The following is a 15,991-nucleotide window of genomic DNA, read 5'->3' on the forward strand; positions in this document are numbered from 1 at the left end:
ACGTCCGGCCTCCGTTGAGGGTGCGGAACACGCCGCGCTCCTCGTTCTCCCCCCAGGCCCGGCCCAGAGCGGCCACATAGGCGATGTCGGGATTCTCCGGATGCAAGACGATGCGATGGATCCGTTCCGTCCCGTCGAGGCCGACGTGGCGCCAGGTCCGTCCCCCGTCGAGCGAGCGGTAGACGCCATTGCCCACACTGGCGCTGTTCCGGGGATTCCCCTCGCCGGTCCCCACCCAGACGATGTCCGGATTGGACTGGAAGACGGCCACCGCTCCGATGGCGGCCACCGGCTGGTCGTCCCAAACGGACTCGAAAGTGACTCCGCCGTTCTCCGACCGGAAGACGCCGCCCGTTGCGGCGCCGACGTAAAGAACTTCGGGATCGGCGGCGATCCCTTCGATCGCGGCCACGCGGCCGCTCATTCCGGCCGGCCCTATGGCGCGCGCCTTCATACCGGAAAGAAGCTCCGGTTGGAGCTTCATCGCGGCTCCGGCGGGAAGGGCGAGGGCCAGGAGGAGACCGGCGGGAAGGGCGTGAAGGGCACGGGACATGGCAACAGATCCTGTCAGGGGGCGGCCCGCTGTCGCGCCCGTGCGTGGGAGAGCGGGGCGGGAGCGCGGACCGCAATCGGGGCGCACGGGTCCGAACGGGCCGCAGCCGGAGGCGGGAGCCCGCGAACGCCCGCCGGAGCCGCGCCTCGCCGGCGGATCCGCACGGCGTCAGTTCCCGGGCACCTGGTCGCGCGGAATCTCGCGCACCGAGAGGATCACGATCGGCTCGACGGGAACGTCCTGGCGCCCCGCTCGCGACGTCGTGGGCACCGACTTGATCTTGTCCACGACATCCATTCCCGACACCACGCGCCCGAACACGGCGTACCCGGCCCCGTCGCGCGGGATGTCCAGGGCCTCGTTGTCGCGGACATTGATGAAGAACTGTGACGTGGCCGAATCCGGCTGCCGCCCGAGCCGTGCCATGGCGATCGTGCCGCGCCGGTTCTTCAATCCGTTGCGCCACTCGTTCTTGATCGGCTCATGGGTCGGCTTCTTCTTCATGTTCTTGTCGAGGCCGCCCCCCTGGATCATGAAGTTGTCGATCACCCGGTGGAAGATCGTCCCGTCGTAGAAGCCCTCGCGGGCGTACCGAAGGAAGTTCTCCACCGTGATGGGAGCTTTCTCCCTGTCCAGCTCGAGGTAGATGTCCCCCATGGTGGTGGCCATCTTCACATAGACCTTGCCCGCTTCGGGCTCCGCGGCCCCAGCGCCGAAGGCGAGGGGAGCGGACAGCAGGAGCGAGGTGACGCCGACGAAAAGCGTGCGCACAGGGGTCATCGATCGTACCCTCCGGGGAGACTGCAGTGCCCGGAGGATTATAGAGGTCCGGCCCCCGCGCTCCAACGGGCCGGGTGCCGCGTCACGCTGTCGGCTGGCCGCGCTGGATCCGCTTCAGCTTCTCGACGAACGTGGTCCGCTTGAGGTCCAACAGCGCGGCGGCCCGGGCCTTGTTGCCCCCCGCGATCTCGAGCGACTGGAGGATCAGGTTCCGTTCCAGCTCCGAGACGACGCTCTTGAAGTCGAGGCCCTCCTCCGTCACCTGCAGCGGCAGGGAGAAGCCGGAAGATTCCCGCTGGATCTCGAACGGCAGGTCGCCGGGCTCGATCGTCGAGCGGCCTCCCGACATCACCGTGGCGAACTCGATGGCGTTCTCCAGCTCGCGGACGTTCCCCGGCCAGTCGTGGCGCATCAAGATCCGCATCGCCTCCTGGGAGATCTCCTTCTTGGGGAGGTTGTTGCGGTGGGCGTACTTGGCGGCGAAATGGGCGGCGAGAAGCGGGATATCGGACCGGCGCTCGCGAAGCGGCGGGACGTACAGCGGGATGACGTTCAAGCGGTAGTAGAGATCCTCGCGGAACTCCCCCCGGTCCACCTTGGCCTTCAGGTCTTCGTTGGAGGCGGCGATGACCCGCACGTCGACGGGGATCGGGCGCGTTCCCCCCACCCGGTGGATCTGCCGGCTCTGCAGCACGCGGAGCAGCTTCACCTGGAGATCGGGCTTCATCGTCCCGATCTCGTCGAGGAAAAGGGTGCCACCCTGCGCCAGTTCGAACCGGCCCGGCTTGTCCCGGTCGGCCCCGGTGAACGAGCCGCGAGCGTGGCCGAACAGCTCGGACTCGATCAGGTTCTCGGGGATAGCGCCGCAATGCACGGCCACGAGCCGGTGCCGCCGGCGCAACGGGTGCCCGTAGTGGAGGGCCTGGACGATCAGCTCCTTCCCGACCCCTGACTCGCCGGTGATCAGCACGGTGCTGTCCACCTGGCTCACCTTCTCGAGAAGCTGGAAGAGCCGCTGCATCGGCCGGCTCTTGCCGATGATCTTGTCGAAACTCTCGCGTTCCATCAGTTGGGAGCGCAACCGTTCGTTCTCCTCGCGCAGTCGGCGCGTTTCGAGAGCGCGGTTCAGGGCGATCTCCAGCTGGCTCATCGCGAAGGGCTTGGGCAGGTAGTCGGAGGCGCCGCATCGCATGGCATCGACCGCCGACCGCACGGAGGCGAATCCGGTCATCACGAGGACGATCAGCCCGGGGTAGAGTTCCCGGGCGCGCCGGAGGAGGTCGAGCCCGTCCGTCTTCGGGTCCGGCAGTTTGAGATCGGTGATGAGCACGTCCGCCGGCTCCTGGAGCAGGAGCTCCCACGCGGCGGCGGCCGAGGTCGCGGTCCTGACCTCATGGCCGATCTTGCGGAGATACTCGCTGATCGTGCGGAGCAGCCCCTCGTCGTCCTCGACGACGATGACGTGGCATCGTTCACGGTTCGGCGCGTTGGTCTGGTGGGTCGTCTTCATCGCGGTTCGTCACCCGGATTCGGTGCTCGCTCGGGGCGAACGCCGGTGGCGGCGTACGCGGAGAATACATAGGCCGGAGGCCGGGAGTGTCAAGAGATCGACCATCGACCGGCGATCTCTTCCGCCCGACCGACGTTCCGCCGGCGCTGCGCGCCGCCCGGCGGCGCGCAGCCCGGCCCCCTAAGCAGCACCTTGCCAATATCTTACGGGGAAATGCCTCCCCGTGCCGCAGTTCGGCACGCCCCTTGCTGGCGTCACCACGCGGCGGGTGCGCCGCGCAACGCCGCCGGAGGTGTCGCCTGTGCGCGCGTGTCTTTCGATCGTGATCGCATTGTGCGCCGTCCCGGCGGCGATGGCGGGACCGGCGGCCGGCGATCCCGACGGCCTCCGGCAAGAGCTCGAGCGGCAGAAGACCCGGGAGGACTGGGACCGCACGGCGCGGCGCCTGCTGGCTTCGCTCGATGCGTCGGGCCAAGGGGGCACCGCGGAAGCGGCGTGGCTGGTGGCGAAGCTCCTCGAGACGCACCCGGACGATCCCCTGCTGCTGTGGCGGCGGGGGGAGATCCGGCGGCGCGGCGGCGATGTGGAGGGAGCGATCGCCGATTTCGAGCAGCTCGCGCGCCGGCACCCCGGCCACCCGGCCGGAATCCGGGCGCGCCGGGCGCTGCCGGCGCTGTACCTGAGGGCGGGTCTGACCGCCAAGGCCGCCCGGGCCGACGAATCGCTTCTCGAGGACGGTCTCGCCGATCCCATCCCCGTGCTGTCCCGTCTGGCCCGCACCTATGCGCGGTTGGGGCGGCCGGCCGAGGTCAAGAGAACGCTCGCGCGCCTGGCCGCGCTCGCTCCCGGGAGGGCCTCGTACGATCCCGGTCTCGCCTGGCTCGCGGCCGAGGCTTCCGCCGCGCTCGACGATCCCCTGGTCGCGGCGGCCGGAATGCTCCGCTTCGCCAACCTCTTTCCGGCCGATCCTCACCGCTACGAGGCGCTGATGCGCGCCGCCGAGGCATTCGCTCGTCACGGGCGCCACGCGCTGGCCGCGACCCTCGCCGAAGAGGTCGCGGAGAGCAGCGCCGACGCCGAGCTCGCCGCGAGAGCCTGGCTGCTGCGCGGCGAAGCGTTCGAGAGGGCCGGGGACCTCGAAAAGGCGCGTGACGCGTACCGCCGCGGGCTCGACGGCGCCACGAATCCTCGGCTCGCCGCCACGGCCTTGCGGCACTTGATCGATCTGACGATCCGGGAGCACGGCAGCGAAACGGCTTTGTTGATGCTGGCTTCCGACCTGCGCCGCGGCGACCGCTTCCGCCGCAAGCTCGCCGAGGCCCACTTCCCGCGCCTCCTCGAGGCGATGGCCTCCAAGCTGTCGCGCGATCCGGCGAAGGCCTACTTCTTCGAGCGGCTGCTCGAGGAGCTGGACCTGACCGAGCAAACGCCGCCCGCGATCGCCCTCGGCGCCGCGGAACTGCTCGAGAGCATCGGCGAGGAGGAGGCCGCGGGACGCCTCTACTCGCGGCTGGCCGCCGGAGGGGGGCCTGCGGCCGGTCGCGCCCGCGCCGGGCTCGCCCGGTGTGCCCCGCCGAAGGCGCCCGGTGTCGGGCCTGCCGAGGCTATCGCCGCGCTCGCGCGGAAGGGACGTTGGGACGAGGTGCTCGTTCGGAGCGCGGAGCTCGGGCCGCAGCCGCCCGCCCGCGCCGCCGCCCTCGCCGCGCGTGCGGCGATGAGAGCAGGACGCCTGGCCGAGGCCCGGCCCCTCCTGGAGGCGGCGGTGGAGCCGCCGGAAGGCGCGCCGCCCGCCCTCCTCGTCGAGAGGGCCGATCTGCTCGCCCTCGGCGGGCGGTGGGACGAGGCGTGCGCTCTGTATCGGAAGGCCGCCGGCCGGCCGGAGCACCTTCTGCCCGCGGAGCGCTCGTGGCTCGACCTGCGGGGGGCGGCGTGCGCCTTCCGGGAGGGGCGCGCGGGCGAGGCCGCGCGGCGGGTCCGAACGCTGCTGGCGCGTTCGCCGGGAGAGCCGATCCGCTTCGCCGCCGAGAACCTCCTCGAGAGGATCGAGGAGGCGGCGCCGGGAGAGAGCCGGTCATGACGAGGGCCGCCGCGCGAACCGCTCCGATGCCCGGACCCGCCTCACTGCAGGCGCAGGTGATCGAACTCGCCGACAAGCTGGCGGGCGCGACGGGGCGGCTGCGCCGGCTCGCCGAGGCGAAATCCCGGCTGAGCCGGCTGCTGGACCAGGTTCTCGAGGGGATCGACGCTGGGATCGTTCTCAGGGCCGAGGGGAGGATCGTCGCGGCCAACCGGGCGGCACGAGAGATGGGAGCCGTGAGCCGCGTGGGGACCGCGGAAACCTGCCACCGCTCCATCGCAGGCGCCGAGGAGGGAACGGTCCGGCCCTCGGGTGCCGGCGGGCCCACATGGCTCGTGAGGCGCCGCGCCGTGCCGCTGGAGGACGGCCGGACGGGAGAACTCATCGTCGTCCACGACGTGTCGCGCCTCGTCGAGCTGGAGTGCGAAGCGCGCCGGAAGAGCCGCCTGGAACTCCTCGGACGCATGGCCGCCGAGGTGGCACACGAGGTCCGCAATCCGCTCGGCAGCCTCGAGCTGCTCGCCTCGATCCTGGCAGAGGAACTCGAGGACGATCCCGACAACCGGGAACTTGCGGTGCAGATCCAGGTCGGTGTGCGCCAGCTCTCCGCGACCGTGACGCGGCTGCTGGCGACGGCTCGGGGGACCCGCGTGCGGCCCCGGCCCGTCGACGCGGTGGCCGTGGCGCGGGAGGCGGGAGCGTTCTTCGAGCCGCTCGCCCGGAGCCGAGGTCTGCGCCTCGCGCTCCGCTTCCCGCGCGAGTCGCTCGCCGCGGTGATCGACCCCGAAGCGGTCCAGCAGGCGCTGCTCAACCTTCTCGGGAACGCGCTCGAGGCGTCGCCGCCCGGAGGCGAGATCACGCTCGGGGTCCGCATCGAGGAAGACCTCCTCGTCTTCGAGGTCGGCGACGAGGGGCCGGGGGTCCCCGAGGCTCTCAGGGAGCGCATCTTCGAGCCCTTCTACACGACGCGGGATCAGGGCACCGGCCTCGGCCTGGCGCTGGTGGAGCGCGTCGCGATGGCCCACGGAGGCCGGGTGACCGTGGGGGAAGCGCCGGCCGGCGGTGCCCTGTTCCGCCTGCATCTCCCTGCGCGCGGTCCGAAAGGCTGCGGCGCTCCGGAGGAGTCGGAACGGTGAAACCGAAAGCTTCCGTCCTCGTGGTGGACGACGACGCGGGTATGCGCCTGGCGATGGCGCGGGCGATCCGGCGGGCCGGTTACGAAACGGCACGCTGCGAGAACGGAGCCGCCGCGCTCGAGGCGCTGCGCGCCCGCCCGTGGGATGCCATGGTGACCGACGTCCGGATGCCGGGACTCGATGGCCGGCGTCTGCTCACCCAGGCCCTTGCCCTGCGTCCCAGGCTCCGCGTGATCGTGGTGACGGCGTTCGGGACGGTCGAGGACGCGGTCTCGGCCATCCGGCGGGGGGCCGCCGACTACCTTCTCAAGCCGTTCTCTCCGGAGGCGCTCCTGTCGGCGCTCGAGCGCGCCCTCGGCGGTCGCGGCGGAGGGGAGGCCGACGAGGAGCGCCTCGTCGGCGACGATCCGGCGTTCCGCGAGCTGCTGGATCAGGCGGAGCGTGCCGCGAAGACGGATGCCACGGTGCTGATCACCGGGGAAAGCGGAACCGGCAAGGAGGTCGTCGCCCGCTACATCCACCGCCGCAGCCCGCGCGCTGCCGGTCCGTTCGTGGCGGTCAACTGCGCCGCCCTGCCGGCGGAACTCCTCGAGGCGGAGCTGTTCGGTGTCCGGCGCGGCGCCTACACGGGCGCCGACCGGGATCGCGACGGGCACCTCAAGCGGGCGGCGGGCGGAACCCTGCTCCTGGACGAGATCGGCGACTGCCCGCTGGCGATCCAGGCCAAGCTCCTGCGCGCCCTGGAGGAGAAGGTCATCGTTCCGCTGGGGGCCGGGGCGGCCGAGCCCGTGGACCTGCGGATCATCGCTGCCACCCACCAGGACCTCGTCGCCGCCGTCGCGGAAGGCCGCTTCCGCAAGGACCTGTACTTCCGGCTGCGGGTGCTGCCGCTCGCGGTCCCGCCTCTGCGGGAACGCCGCGGCGACATTCCAGCGCTCGCGCGGCACATCGCGGAACAGGTGGCGGCGAAGCTGGGACGGCGGGCGCCGGCCATCGACCGCGCGGCGATGAACCGGCTCGTCCGGCATCCGTGGCCCGGTAACGTGCGCGAGCTCAGGAACGTGATCGAGCGGGCGGTGATCCTCGACCAGGACGGCCGGATCGGGCCGGAGGATCTGTTCCTCGACTCCTGGGACCAGCCGCAGGACGGCGACCGGATCGCACCGGGGATGACGATCGCCGAGGCCGAGCGGCGGTTGATCGAAAGGACTCTCGACGCAGCGGGAGGGAACCGGACCAGGGCGTCCGAGATGCTCGGCATCTCGGTCCGGACACTCCGCAACAAGCTCAAGGCGTTCCGGGAGCGCGACGCGGCTTTCGCCGCCGCCTGCCGGGGAGGTGCACCATGACCTGGGGCCTGCCATCGTTCGATCCGTTTCTGAGACGGATGGAGCGGGCGCTCGACGTGATGTCGCGCCGCCAGCAGCTCACCGCGGCCAACATCGCCAACATCGACACGCCCGGTTACCACACGGTCGACATCGATTTCGACCGCGCGCTCCAGCGTGCGGTGGAGGAGGCCGGCGGCGGCGTCGAGCCGGCCCGCACGCGGCCGGGGCACCTCGCCCCGGCTTCCTCTCCTTCCGAGCGTCCCCGCGAGGTTGAGGGGTTGATGGAGCGGATCGACGGCAACAACGTGAACCTGGACCGCGAGATGCTGGCGCTCGCGCAGGTCCGCCTTCGCTACGACGCGGCGACGGCGCTCCTCCGCATCAAGCTGCGCCAGCTCCGATCGGTGATCTCCGAAGGGAGGATCGGCTGATGAGCCTGCTTCGCGCAATGCGTGTGGCCGCCAGCGGCCTGGAGATGCAGCGAGCCCGGATGGAGATCGTGGCCTCGAACCTGGCCAACGCCAACACGACGCGGACCGCCGAGGGGGGGCCGTACGTCCGCCGGCTCCCGGTGGTGGAAGCGGCCCCCGTCGACGGCCCCGGCGGGTTCGCCGGAGCCCTCGACCGCGCTGTGCGCGGCGTGCGCATCACCGGCGTCACGAAGGACCCGCGGCCGCCTCTCTTGAGGTACGAGCCCGGGCATCCGGATGCGGACGCCAATGGTTACGTCGCGTATCCCAACGTCGATCCTGCCGAGGAGATGGTGGATCTTCTCTCGGCGCTGCGTTCCTACGAGGCCAACGTGAACGTGATCAAGGCCGCCGGGCGGATGCACGAGAGCGCGCTCGGCATGGTGCGGTGAGTGTCGCCGCCGCGGGGTGAGTCGGCATGAATGTGGGCCAGATCGGACGGATCGAGATCGAGAAACCGCGGGGCCCTGAGGCCGGCCGTTCCGGGAACCGGCCGGACGGCCCGAGCTTCGGCGAGGCGATGGAGGAGGCGCTCCGCGAAGTGGAGACCGAGCTCGGCCGCGCGGACGCGGCGGCTGTCGGGCACATCGCCGGCGACGGCAGCGATCTCCACAACGTCCTCCTCGAGATGGAGCGAGCCGACCTGTCGCTGCGGACTCTCATGCAGGTGCGCAACAAGCTCCTGGATGCCTACCGCGAGATCATGCGAATGCAGGTGTGACGCCGGCTGAGCGGCTGCGCGGCGCTTCACGCCCGCGCGCGCGACCCGGTCGAGGAGAGGCGCGATGCAGGAGATGATCCGCCAGCTCAAGGCCGCATGGCTGTCGCTCTCGCTCAAGCAGCGCATCAGCCTCGGCGCGTCGGCCCTCATGACGGCCGCGGCCGTGATCGCTCTCGTCTGGTGGGCGAAGCAGCCGACGTGGTCGATTCTCTACACCGGCCTCGATCCGAAAGAGGCGCAGCAGATCGTCCAGACGCTCCAGGCGCGCAAGGTTCCCCTGCGGCTGAGCGAGGGCGGCCAAACGATCGAGGTGCCTGCCGAGAGAGTCGACCGGCTGCGCATCGAGCTCGCCGCGCAGAACCTTCCGACCAGCGGCCGGTTCGGCTTCATGAGCATGTTCGAGCAGGAAACGCTGGCCCAGTCCAACGAGATGCAGCGGATCCGCTACCAGAAAGCCCTCGAGGACGAGCTGGCGCAGACGATCGAGGCGCTGGACGAGGTCCGCTCGGCCCGCGTGCACCTCGTCCTGCCGGGAGACCGCGTTTTCATCGACGACAAGGACATCGCCAAGGCTTCGGTGACGCTGGCGCTGGCCGGGGGAACCGCTCCCTCGGCCCAACAGGTCCAGGCGATCGCGCACATCGTCGCGGGAGCGGTGCCCGAGCTGTCGCCGGAGAACGTGGCGGTGGTGGACACCTCGGGCCGCGTTCTGTGGGACGGAGGCGGCGATGGCGGAGGTCTCGTGGCCGCACGGCAGATCGAGATGCAGAGCGCGGTCGAGCGCGATATCAACGCGAAGGTCGCCCGGGTTCTCGAGCCGATTCTGGGGCCGGACGGCTTCGTCGTCCGGACCACCGCCATCCTCGACTTCCAGCGGATCAAGCGGCACGAGCGGCAGTACGATCCGGACAGCGGCGTCCTGGTCTCCGAGCAGAAACGCAAGGAGAAGACCCGCCGCGGCGCCGCGGGGGCGCGAGGCGTACCGGGGACCGGGTCGAACCTTCCGGGGGGCGCCGGCGGAGCCGCCGCCGGGGAAAGCGAACAGAGCGATTCCGTCGACCAGACGAGCAACTTCGAGTACTCGGTCGTCGAGAAGACGGTCGAGGAGCCGCAGGGGAGAATCCGCCGCCTTTCCGTGGCTGTGCTCGTGAACGAGAAACCGTCGTCCGACGGGGACGGCGCGACGACCGAGCCGAGAAGCGAAGAGGAGCTGGCCCGGATCGAGGAGCTCGTGAAGGCAGCGATCAGCTTCGACGAGGAGCGCGGAGACCAGGTGACCGTGGAGCAGGCGCCGTTCGTGCCGAAGCCGAAGGTGGAGCCCTCCCGGCGGTTCGCGCCGCGGAAATGGCTGCCGTTGGTGAAGTACCCGGCCCTGGTCGTGGCGCTTCTGCTCGTTTTCCTGCTCTTCTACCGCCCGATGGTGGCCACGGTGCGAGAGGCGCTTCGCGAGGCGGCGCGGGCCGCTGCGCCGGCCCCCGCTGAGGGTTCGGCGTCGCTCGAGGCGCCGCTCCAGATCGGTCCGCCGTCCCGGGTCGAGATTCTCCGCCAGAGCTTCCACAAGGCGGCGCTCGAGGAGCCCGAGGGCATGGCGCAGACGCTGAGGGTGTGGTTGCACGAGTCGAAGGGGCAAGACTGATGCCGGAAGAACTGTCGGGCGCCACGAAGGCCGCGATCGTGTTGTCGCTGATCGGGGAGGAAGCGGCCGCCAAGGTGCTGGAGCACCTCGACAAGAAGGAAGTCCGCCGCGTGACGATGGAGATCGCGGGCATCGAGATGATCGACGCCACCCGATATGAAAGCGTCCTCGAGGAGTTTCGTCAGATGCTCGAGCAGTCGCGGGGGCTCGAGCTGGCGGGACCGCCGCTGGCGCGCCGGTTGCTCGCGAAGGCGTGCCCGGACGACGCCGATCGGATCATGGGGGAGATCGCGCCCCGCCGGCGCGTCGACGACGAGGACGGGCCTCCTCCACCTCCCCCCGAGCTGCCCGAGGTGGTGGTCCGCGCTCCGGTGAGGCGCCTGGCGATGCTCCTCGCCGACGAGCCGCCGCAGACCGTCGCTCTGGTTCTGGCGCTGCTCCCTCCGCGGAAGGCCGCGCGCCTTCTGGCGATGATGAATCGCGAGCAGCGCATCGAGGTCACGCGCCGCATGGCGTCGATGAACGAGGTTCGGAGCGAGGTGGTGGCTCGGGTCGGCGAGGTCCTGTCCCAGCGTCTCGACGAGCTCTGCGACGAGCCGCTCGTGCCCCTCGACGGCATTCAGACGGCAGCGGATCGGCTGACCAATCTCGGCCGCGCCAACGGCCAGGAGATCGTCGAGGCCCTCAGCGAGGGTTTCCCCGAGCTGGCGACCCAGCTCCGCGACATCCTGTTCACCTTCGACATGCTGCGGGGCCTCGGAGACCGCGATGCGCAGGAGGTGCTCAAACAGGTGGATCGGAGCACCCTCGCTCTGGCCCTGAAAGGGGCGGATCCCGAGCTGCACGCGATCTTCTTCCGAAACATGTCGGAGCGAGCCGGCCAGATGCTCAAGGAGGAGATGGAATTCCTCGGTGCGCCGAAGCTCGCGGACATCGAGAAGGCCCAGAGGACGATCATCGACCTCGTCCTGAAGCTGGAGAAGGAGGGGACGATCTCCCTCGAGGAGCAGGCCGTTGTCGCCGGGTAGGGTGATCGACAACGCGGAGGTTCGGCCGTACAGACCGCCCCGCGCCGACGCCGGCGAGGCGCCGGCGCGCGACGATGCGGCCGAGCTGGAGCGCCTCCGCGAGGAGCTGGCCCGCGAGGCGCGGGAGGCGGCGGCACGCGAGCTGGAGGCGGAACGGGAACGACTCCGCGCCCGGCTGTCCGAGAGCGTGGCGAAGCTCGAGGCGCTCGCGCGAGACCTGAGCGAAGAGCTGCGCCGCGAGGTGCCGCGCCTCGCTCTGGAGATCGCGGGGAGAATCGTCCGGGCGCGGATCGAGGAGGGGGATCCCGTCGCGGAACGTGTCGTTCGCGAACTGCTGGACCGCCCGCTTCCCGGCGGGGTGCGACGCGTTCGGCTGCACCCCGACGACATGGCGGTGGCGGACGGGGCGGCGTCGGGGAGCCCGTCCGCGGTGGAATTCGTGGCCGACCCCTCGGTGGGGCGCGGCGGGGTGATCGTCGAAACGGAGGAGGAAGAGGTCGACGCCCGGATCGAGACGGGATTCCGCGCCTTCTGGGCCGCGTTGATGGAGGACCGGTGACGGGGGATCGGGGCACCGTGACGGAGCTGGTTCGGCGGCTGCGGCGTCGCGTCGGTGAGGTGGATCCGGTGGCGCACGCCGGCCGGGTCGTTCGGGCCGTGGGTCTCGCGGTGGAATCCCGGGGTCCGCGGGTGGCGGTGGGAGAGGAGTGCCGTCTCGAGAGCGCCGGCGGCGAGCTTCTCTCCCTGGCCGAGGTCGTGGGTTTCGAGGGAAACACGATCTACACCATGCCCGTCGACCCCGTTCGGGGACTCCGGCGCGGCGACCGCGTCGTCGCCACGGGAAGCCACCCCCGGGTGCCGGTGGGCGACGCGCTTCTCGGGCGCGTGCTTGATGCGGACGGCCGCCCGATCGACGGAGGGCCGCCGCCGCCCGTCACCGAGCGGGCGGTGATCCACCGCGATCCGATCCCCGCGCTCGCGCGCCCGCTGATCGACGAACCGCTCGTCACCGGGGTGCGCGCCATCGATGGGCTGGTCACCATCGGCCGGGGGCAGCGGATCGGCATCTTCGCCGGCTCCGGAGTGGGGAAGAGCCGCCTCCTCGGTGCGCTGGCGCGTCACGCCCGGGACGACGTGATCGTGATCGCCCTGGTGGGGGAGCGGAACCGGGAGGTCCGGGAGTTCGTGGAGAGGGAGCTCGCGGGCGGCGGCCGGGATCGCTCGGTCACGTTCGTGGCCACCTCCGACGAGTCGCCCCTGCGGCGGGTGCGCTGCGCGCTCGCCGCGACCACCGTGGCCGAAGAGTTTCGCGCCCACGGGCGGAACGTGACGCTTCTGATGGACTCGGTGACGCGCGTCGCCATGGCCCTCCGCGAGATCGGCCTGGCCACCGGTGAACCGCCGTCGTCGAAGGGATATCCCCCATCCGTGTTCGCCTTCCTGCCGCGGCTGCTCGAGCGCGCCGGGCGCATGTCGGGAGGCGGATCGGTCACCGGCATCTACACCGTCTTCGTCGAAGGGGACGATCTGACCGATCCGGTCGCCGACGCGTCGCGCGCGATTCTGGACGGACACATCGTTCTCTCCAGGGAACTCGCGGAGCGCGCCCACTATCCCGCGATCGACGTGCTCGCGAGCACCTCGAGGGTCATGCTCCAGGTGATCGACGATCGCCACCGGCGGGCCGCGGAGCGCGTTCGCCGCCTGCTCGCCGTCCACCGCGAAAACCGCGATCTGGTGGCGATCGGCGCCTACAAACCGGGCGCGGATCCCGAGCTGGATGCGGCGGTCTCCGCGCACCGCGAGATCGAGGCCTTCCTGCGCCAGGACCTCTCCGAGCCGAGCCCGTGGGAGGAAACCCGGCAGCGTCTGGAAGCCATCGCGGAGCCGACGCCGTGAGCCGCTTCCGATTCCGCCTGGCCGCTCCGTTGCGTCTGGCTCGCCTTCGGCGGGAGGAGTTGCGCCGCCGGCTGGCGGAGGAGATCCGCCGGGAGATCGAGCTCGAAGAGCAGATCCGGCGCCTCAGGGAGGCGGGCCGGGGCGCCGCCGCGGACGTCCTCGCGCGCGCGCCGGGAGGCATCGGAGGGGACGAGTTCCGGCAGACCGCGCAGGTGATCGAAGCGGCGCGCGCCCGGGCGGAGATTCTCGCGAGGGAGCAGCGTTCGGTCCGGCAGAGGCTCGAGTCGGCGAGGTCGGAGCTGGCCGGTATCGGCCGCCGGGTCCAGGTCCTCGAGAGGCTGGAACGGGAGGCGCACCGGGCCCATCGCCTGGCGCTTCTCAAGCGCGAGCAGGCCGAGATCGACGATCTCACACTGGTGCGCCGCGGGGGCTCGGCCCGCGGCGGGAGGCGGGAGCGATGATTCGACGCGTCGGACGCCGCAGGATCCTGGCCGGACTCGCGGCGGCGAACCTCGTGAACGCCGTCGCCGCAGCCGCCATCCTCGCGGTCGTGTCGCTGGCGGGTAGGGAAAGCCGGGCCCAGCAGACCGTCCCGGAGGCGCTCGATCCGCTGGCCGACCCGGTGAAGGCGGAAGCTCTCGAGCGCGAGCGGACGTTCCGGGAGCTCGTGGAGGAGCTTCGCGCGAAAAAGGCGGAGATCGAGCGGCGCGAGGCGGACATCTCCGAACGCGAGCGGCAGGTCGTGATCCTGCGGGAGGAGCTGGCCGCCGAGCTCGAGGCGGTGAAGGAGGCCCGCGCGGCGCTGGCCAGGGAGCGGAAGGCTTTCGAGGAGCTCCGAGCCCCTTCGTTCGAGCGCCTGCTCAAGGCCTACGAGGGGATGGAACCGGACAATGCGGCCAAGGCCCTGGCCGAACTGTTCCGGCGCGACCAGATGGTCGTCGTCGATCTCCTGCTGGGGCTGAAGCCCCGCCAAGCGGCCGCGGCCCTCGACGCGCTGGCGGCAGCCCAGCCCGAGGTCGCCGCTCAGGTCTCCTACGAGATCTGGAAGCGCAACCCCAAGCGCCTGAGGTGACGGCAGCGGCTCCTTCGGATAAGCTGCCCCGCACGAGACCCCGCCCGGCGCGTCGCCGGTGGCGGGCCGACGGAGCGCGACGATGAGCGACCTCGATCCCCAGCCCGAAGGGCCGGAGGAGCAGCCGCCCGGCGCGATCGGCCGGCCGGAGGAGCGGCTCAGCGGCGGTCCGGAGCCGGATCGGGGGACCGGGACGCCGGAGACGGATTCGGCCCCGTCCGCGGTCCCGCCCGCACCGACCCCACCGATTTCCACCCCGTGGGGGTTCATCGACGAGGAGGGCGCGGTTCACATCCGCGGGGGCCGCCGCCTCGGCGAGCGCGTCATCGGGAAAATCGGCCGGCGGACGCCGGAGGCCGTGCTCGCCTTCTACGCCGAGCGGTTCGCTCAGCTCGAGAGACGGGCGAACCGCCTCGAGACGGAGATCCGCTCGGCGAAGAACAAGGCACGCTATCTGCGCCGCGTCTCGGAACTCATCGAGGAGGTCACCCACGCGGACGCGCTGGGCGATTTCGATGCGCTCCTCGACCGGCTGGAGCGCCTGCAGGACGAAGTGCGGGCGTTCGAGAAGACCCAGCGCGCGCGGAAGGAAGAGCTGTGTGCGCTGGCCGAGAGCCTGGCCGACTCCACCGACTGGCGCGGGACCACGGAGAAGCTCAAAGCGCTGCAGAGCGAGTGGAAGTCGCTGGGGGCCCTCCCGCGCGAACAGGAGCAGGAGCTGTGGAAGCGGTTCCGCGCCGCGCTCGACACGTTCTTCCGGAGGCGTGACGAGGATCGCGCACGGCGGAAGGAACAGCAGGAACGCGCCCGCGCCACCAAGATCGACCTCTGCGAGCAAGCCGAGGCTCTCGCGGAGTCCACCGATTGGGCCGCAGCCGCCGGCCAGCACGCGGCGCTGATGGCGGCCTGGAAGGCGGCCGGCTGGGCCGGGCGCGGCGAAGACGAGAGGCTGTGGCAGCGGTTCCGGGCCGCTCGGCAGAGGTTCTTCGAGCGCCGGAAGGAGGATCGCGAGCGCCGCCGGCGGGAGCTACAGGAAAACAAGCGCCTCAAGGACGAGCTGTGCGAGCAGGCCGAGGCGCTGGAGGGCGCCGACGACCTGGATGCCGCCTGCGAGCGCGTCAAGGAGCTGCAGGCGCGCTGGAAGGAGATCGGTCCTGTCCCGCGGAAGGAGTCGGAAGCCCAGTGGAAGCGCTTCCGGGCCGCCTGCAACCGCGTGTTCGAAAAGGCCAGGCGCCAGCGGCCGAGGCGCCGCCGGACCGAGGACAGCCAGGCGCCGGTGGCGCCGGGTTCGCGCGAGAACATCGAGAGGCTGCGCGAGTCGATCGTGAGAGACCAGGGCCACCTGGACCGGTGGCGCCGCGCCGTCGGCGAGCGCGAAGACGGCACCGCCGAGGCCCTCCGGGCCAAGATCGCCGAGATGGAGCGGCAGCTCGCGGCGAAGCGGGAAGAGCTGGAGCGTCTGGAGCGTGAACTGCGCTCCGCTCGCGACTGACCCCCAGCCCTTCTGAGGTGCTTCCTTCGCGGTGCGTTTTCGGCGCCGGACCTCCGTTGGCACGGTTCCTGACCGGACCGCCGCGGCGGGGCGGGAGCGTTCGGGCCCGTTTTTTCTGACGTTCTCGAAGGACCGAAAGGGCGCCGCAGAGAGGACGACCGTCGCGATCGCGCTCGGCCGAGGGGCGAGGCTTCGTCTTCCGGGAGTTTCCGACTTCCCGCTCACGCCGCGGGGAGCTTCTCCTTCGGCCGGGCCCGCAGCTTCCGCTCGTACGCCTTCCGGTAGC

At 71.1% G+C, this 15,991-nt stretch carries 15 protein-coding genes; 13 read left to right on the plus strand and 2 right to left on the minus strand.

The window, feature by feature from the left end:
* Positions 1-721 precede the first annotated feature (721 nt).
* Positions 722-1,333 (minus strand): peptidyl-prolyl cis-trans isomerase, encoded by a 612-nt coding sequence (locus D6718_11925; GenBank protein RMG43584.1) that lies wholly within the window; start codon positions 1,331-1,333, stop codon positions 722-724.
* 82 nt (positions 1,334-1,415) lie between these two features.
* Entirely contained in the window at positions 1,416-2,843 is a 1,428-nt protein-coding gene (locus D6718_11930) for a sigma-54-dependent Fis family transcriptional regulator (GenBank protein ID RMG43585.1), read from the minus strand.
* 301 nt (positions 2,844-3,144) lie between these two features.
* On the opposite strand from D6718_11930, the gene D6718_11935 reads away from it, so the two are divergent.
* The 13 genes from D6718_11935 (at position 3,145) to D6718_11995 (ending at position 15,705) form a co-directional block, all read left to right on the plus strand.
* Positions 3,145-4,920, plus strand: coding sequence for a hypothetical protein (locus D6718_11935; GenBank protein RMG43586.1), 1,776 nt, complete (start codon positions 3,145-3,147; stop codon positions 4,918-4,920).
* Entirely contained in the window at positions 4,917-6,056 is a 1,140-nt protein-coding gene (locus tag D6718_11940; GenBank protein ID RMG43587.1) for a hypothetical protein, read from the plus strand. The genes D6718_11935 and D6718_11940 overlap by 4 nt, the downstream gene beginning before the upstream one ends.
* Positions 6,053-7,405, plus strand: a complete 1,353-nt coding sequence (locus D6718_11945; protein ID RMG43588.1) for a sigma-54-dependent Fis family transcriptional regulator — start codon at positions 6,053-6,055, stop codon at positions 7,403-7,405. The genes D6718_11940 and D6718_11945 overlap by 4 nt, the downstream gene beginning before the upstream one ends.
* Positions 7,402-7,818, plus strand: coding sequence for a flagellar basal body rod protein FlgB (flgB, locus tag D6718_11950; protein ID RMG43589.1), 417 nt, complete (start codon positions 7,402-7,404; stop codon positions 7,816-7,818). The genes D6718_11945 and flgB overlap by 4 nt, the downstream gene beginning before the upstream one ends.
* Positions 7,818-8,249, plus strand: a complete 432-nt coding sequence (gene flgC, locus D6718_11955; protein ID RMG43590.1) for a flagellar basal body rod protein FlgC — start codon at positions 7,818-7,820, stop codon at positions 8,247-8,249. The genes flgB and flgC overlap by 1 nt, the downstream gene beginning before the upstream one ends.
* A 26-nt stretch (positions 8,250-8,275) precedes the next feature.
* Entirely contained in the window at positions 8,276-8,578 is a 303-nt protein-coding gene (gene fliE / locus D6718_11960; GenBank protein ID RMG43591.1) for a flagellar hook-basal body complex protein FliE, read from the plus strand.
* A 64-nt stretch (positions 8,579-8,642) separates the two neighbouring features.
* Positions 8,643-10,214 (plus strand): flagellar M-ring protein FliF, encoded by a 1,572-nt coding sequence (fliF, locus tag D6718_11965; GenBank protein ID RMG43592.1) that lies wholly within the window; start codon positions 8,643-8,645, stop codon positions 10,212-10,214.
* Complete coding sequence (fliG, locus tag D6718_11970; protein ID RMG43593.1) at positions 10,214-11,242, plus strand: flagellar motor switch protein FliG; 1,029 nt, start codon at positions 10,214-10,216, stop codon at positions 11,240-11,242. Before fliF ends, fliG begins: the two co-directional genes overlap by 1 nt.
* Positions 11,229-11,801 (plus strand): hypothetical protein, encoded by a 573-nt coding sequence (locus tag D6718_11975; protein RMG43594.1) that lies wholly within the window; start codon positions 11,229-11,231, stop codon positions 11,799-11,801. Before fliG ends, D6718_11975 begins: the two co-directional genes overlap by 14 nt.
* Positions 11,802-11,818: 17 nt before the next feature.
* On the plus strand, positions 11,819-13,141 hold the full coding sequence (locus D6718_11980) for a FliI/YscN family ATPase (GenBank protein RMG43601.1): 1,323 nt from the start codon (positions 11,819-11,821) through the stop codon (positions 13,139-13,141).
* Positions 13,090-13,602, plus strand: a complete 513-nt coding sequence (locus tag D6718_11985; protein RMG43595.1) for a hypothetical protein — start codon at positions 13,090-13,092, stop codon at positions 13,600-13,602. The genes D6718_11980 and D6718_11985 overlap by 52 nt, the downstream gene beginning before the upstream one ends.
* Complete coding sequence (locus D6718_11990) at positions 13,599-14,213, plus strand: hypothetical protein (GenBank protein ID RMG43596.1); 615 nt, start codon at positions 13,599-13,601, stop codon at positions 14,211-14,213. The genes D6718_11985 and D6718_11990 overlap by 4 nt, the downstream gene beginning before the upstream one ends.
* A gap of 82 nt (positions 14,214-14,295) precedes the next feature.
* Complete coding sequence (locus D6718_11995; GenBank protein ID RMG43597.1) at positions 14,296-15,705, plus strand: DUF349 domain-containing protein; 1,410 nt, start codon at positions 14,296-14,298, stop codon at positions 15,703-15,705.
* Positions 15,706-15,991 lie beyond the last annotated feature (286 nt).

The sequence above is a fragment of the Acidobacteriota bacterium genome, assembly GCA_003696075.1.
Classification (GTDB): domain Bacteria; phylum Acidobacteriota; class Polarisedimenticolia; order J045; family J045; genus J045.